The 2,747-nt window shown below is 32.2% G+C and carries 3 protein-coding genes; 2 read left to right on the top strand and 1 reads right to left on the bottom strand.

From position 1 onward, the window contains the following. Nucleotides 1-15 precede the first annotated feature (15 nt). Entirely contained in the window at nt 16-750 is a 735-nt protein-coding gene (locus tag A7D14_RS17925) for an FkbM family methyltransferase (RefSeq protein WP_067037613.1), read from the top strand. Between the two features lie 31 nt (nt 751-781). Continuing rightward, on the top strand, nt 782-1,591 hold the full coding sequence (locus A7D14_RS17920) for a hypothetical protein (RefSeq protein ID WP_036382873.1): 810 nt from the start codon (nt 782-784) through the stop codon (nt 1,589-1,591). A gap of 37 nt (nt 1,592-1,628) precedes the next feature. Here A7D14_RS17920 and A7D14_RS20145 read toward each other — a convergent pair. Beyond that, nucleotides 1,629-2,747, bottom strand: a 1,119-nt coding sequence (locus tag A7D14_RS20145) for a hypothetical protein (protein ID WP_067037612.1), incomplete at its 5' end; no start/stop codon positions are given.

The raw sequence follows: 2,747 nt of genomic DNA, 5'->3' as shown, positions 1-2,747 counted from the left end.
TGTTATATCAAGTAGATGACAATATCAATAAATAAATCTAAAGAAATATTGTATGGACTTGTGGGAAGTAATAGTTATGGCTGGTATTTTGTCCCATTTTCCTCTCAAAAGAGGCCTGCGGTCCAAAAAATTTTACGAGGAGAGGTATTTGAACCTGATACCATTGAGTTTATAAGGGAGAATTGTGGAGAAGGTGATGTGATTCACGCTGGCACCTTTTTTGGAGACTTTCTTCCCGGGATATCAGCTTCAATCGGTAAAGACAAGAAAATATGGGCTTTTGAACCCTGTTTGGAAAATTTTCGATGCGCACAAATTACCTCTCAAATCAATAATTTAAAAAATGTTGAATTGTTCAATTACGGGCTTGGAGAAGCAAATACAAAATCAAAAATGCTTATTGAAACAAATTCAGGAATTCGTTTAGGCGGAGCAAGTAGGATATTAAAAGAAGATAATGGAAAAGGAAAAACTATTGATGTGGAAATTAGGCGGATGGATGATCTTATACCTGAAAACAGGTATGTGTCAATTATTCAACTTGATGTTGAGGGATATGAGAAAGAGGCTATAGCAGGAGGCCTTGACTTGATTAATCGATGTAAGCCAATGCTTATTCTTGAAGACAATAAAAAAATAATTTATACAGATTGGTTCAAATTAAACATTAACAGTATAGGTTATGAAGTCGTTCAAAAAATCCATGACAACACTTTATTGGCGATAAAATCGCTGCACAACGTTTTTTAGATGGAATATAACATTAGAAACCTTTTATCAAATGTTGATTGCTGAGAAATTCATTTATTTTGAATTACAAAAGACAGGTAGTTCCTATACAAAGGATATACTTATTTCACTTGCTAAGGATAATTATGTTCTTAAGGGGGTTCATAACACATATGATTCAATTCATCCAGGCCTAATTGGAAATTTTGACGACAAACTTAAGATTGGCAATATTCGAAACCCTTGGGATTGGTACGTTTCTTTATGGGCTTTTGGTTGTATGGGGAAAGGCGGATTATTTAAAACGGTCGCTAAGATTCAAAAAAGGGAGTTTAAAAGTATACCCAAAGACATTGAGAAAAAATTTATACCAAAAAAATACCCTCAATTGAACATGAAAATTTGGAATACCCTTTATTCAGATCCTAATAATATGCACAATTTTCGGTCATGGCTAGAGATTGTTATTTCAAAACCTGAAATTTCCATTGGAGAGGGTTATAAAGAATGTGAAATATCGACTGAAATAGGCCTTTTATCATATAGATATTTAAAACTTTTTACTTACAAAGCAAACAAAATCAATACAATCGGGAATTTTCAATCGGCCTTCAAACACGACAAAGAAAATAACTTCTTGAATTTCGTGATAAGAACTGAACACATTCAAAAAGACTTATTGTTGAATAGTGATATATTAGGTTATAAGCAGGCCGAAATGAAAAAAGTTCTAGATGCAAATCAAAAGCCTACTAACACTTCAATAAGGGAGCAATATAAAAAGTATTATGATAATAATACAGTATTATTGGTAAAAGAAAAGGAAAGACTGATCATAGATAAATACGGATACTTTTTCTGATTTGAGAGTGTTACAGTTAAAATGTAATAATTAGGGCCTAGTCTTCTGGTAATTTATTTACTGATTCAAATATTTGAGAAAACAGATTGTCCCATAAATTTGTTTCTCTTATTACAATGGTTCCCTCGCCAACAATATTTTCCTTAAGATCAAATTTTTCATCAAACATTAAGGCTACTACATTTGAATCAAAAGATAGCTTACAGTTTGTTTCCTCATTATGAGTATATTTTTCTATCGAAGAAATTTTAGCTCGAACCTCATCCAAATGCTTGAATGGATGTTGTTGGAATTTTAATAAGATTAATGAATTCTCTTTGACTTCTTTTAGATGGTTTGATTTTGCTCTTAGTTGTGCCTCAAGACTTTTTAATTCATTGGGGATAATGACGAAGATTGTATCATTTATCGATTGATCATTGAATACGGCTTGAGGGTAAGAATACAATACTTTACCTGAAATTGGGCTCTTGACAGTATATTTAGACTCCCATTCTTCAATTTTACTTTTAAGTTCAAATAGACTGGAGTAAAGACCCTTTTTTGGAAGAAATGTTGGTGTTGTCTCTGGTAATATGAAGTCATTCATGAAATCAATTTCCATTTCAAGTAGGCTAATCGAATCTTTAATATTGTCTGTCCTGTTCTTGCGTTCTAAATACTTGGTCAATGCTTGTTCGAATTCATGAATTCTACCGTGATTTGTAATTAGAGACTTCTTTTGCTCCAAATAGTAAGATTTGGCAACTTGAGTTTTTTCCTCCTCTATGATTAGTCTTTTATTTTTTAAAAATACCAGCCTGGTTCGACTTCGTTTAATTCTCTCGTTAATTAAAGTTTTTTTTGGGGACATAAAACTAGCCTCTAAGTACTGCTGATATTTTGAAACAAAATCACGATAGGGGGTATTCATTCCTCCTAATCTAACGTTTAAAGGAAATTGAGTCTGGACTGAGTAATGATTTAAAAAGCCTGAATCAAGGATGCTGTTTAACTTGTTTTGAATTAGTTCTATATCTTTGTTGTTGGCGTTATTTTCCATAACGGCAAGTATTTCTCCTTCCTTGACGAATTGACCATTCTTTACCAGTATGTGTTCTATTTTCTCATTGGTTTTTTTCCTTAAATAGCTAATAGACTTACTAATATTTAATTC

This window comes from Allomuricauda sp. CP2A, assembly GCF_001683915.1.
Lineage (GTDB): Bacteria > Bacteroidota > Bacteroidia > Flavobacteriales > Flavobacteriaceae > Flagellimonas.
The sequence above is the reverse complement of the archived record's forward strand: the minus strand, read 5'-3'. Positions and strand labels throughout refer to the sequence as shown.

Coding starts and splice junctions, on each gene's coding strand:
- A7D14_RS17925 (WP_067037613.1), top strand. CDS start 16: ATGACAATATCAATAAATAAATCTAAAGAAATATTGTATGGACTTGTG.
- A7D14_RS17920 (WP_036382873.1), top strand. CDS start 782: ATGTTGATTGCTGAGAAATTCATTTATTTTGAATTACAAAAGACAGGT.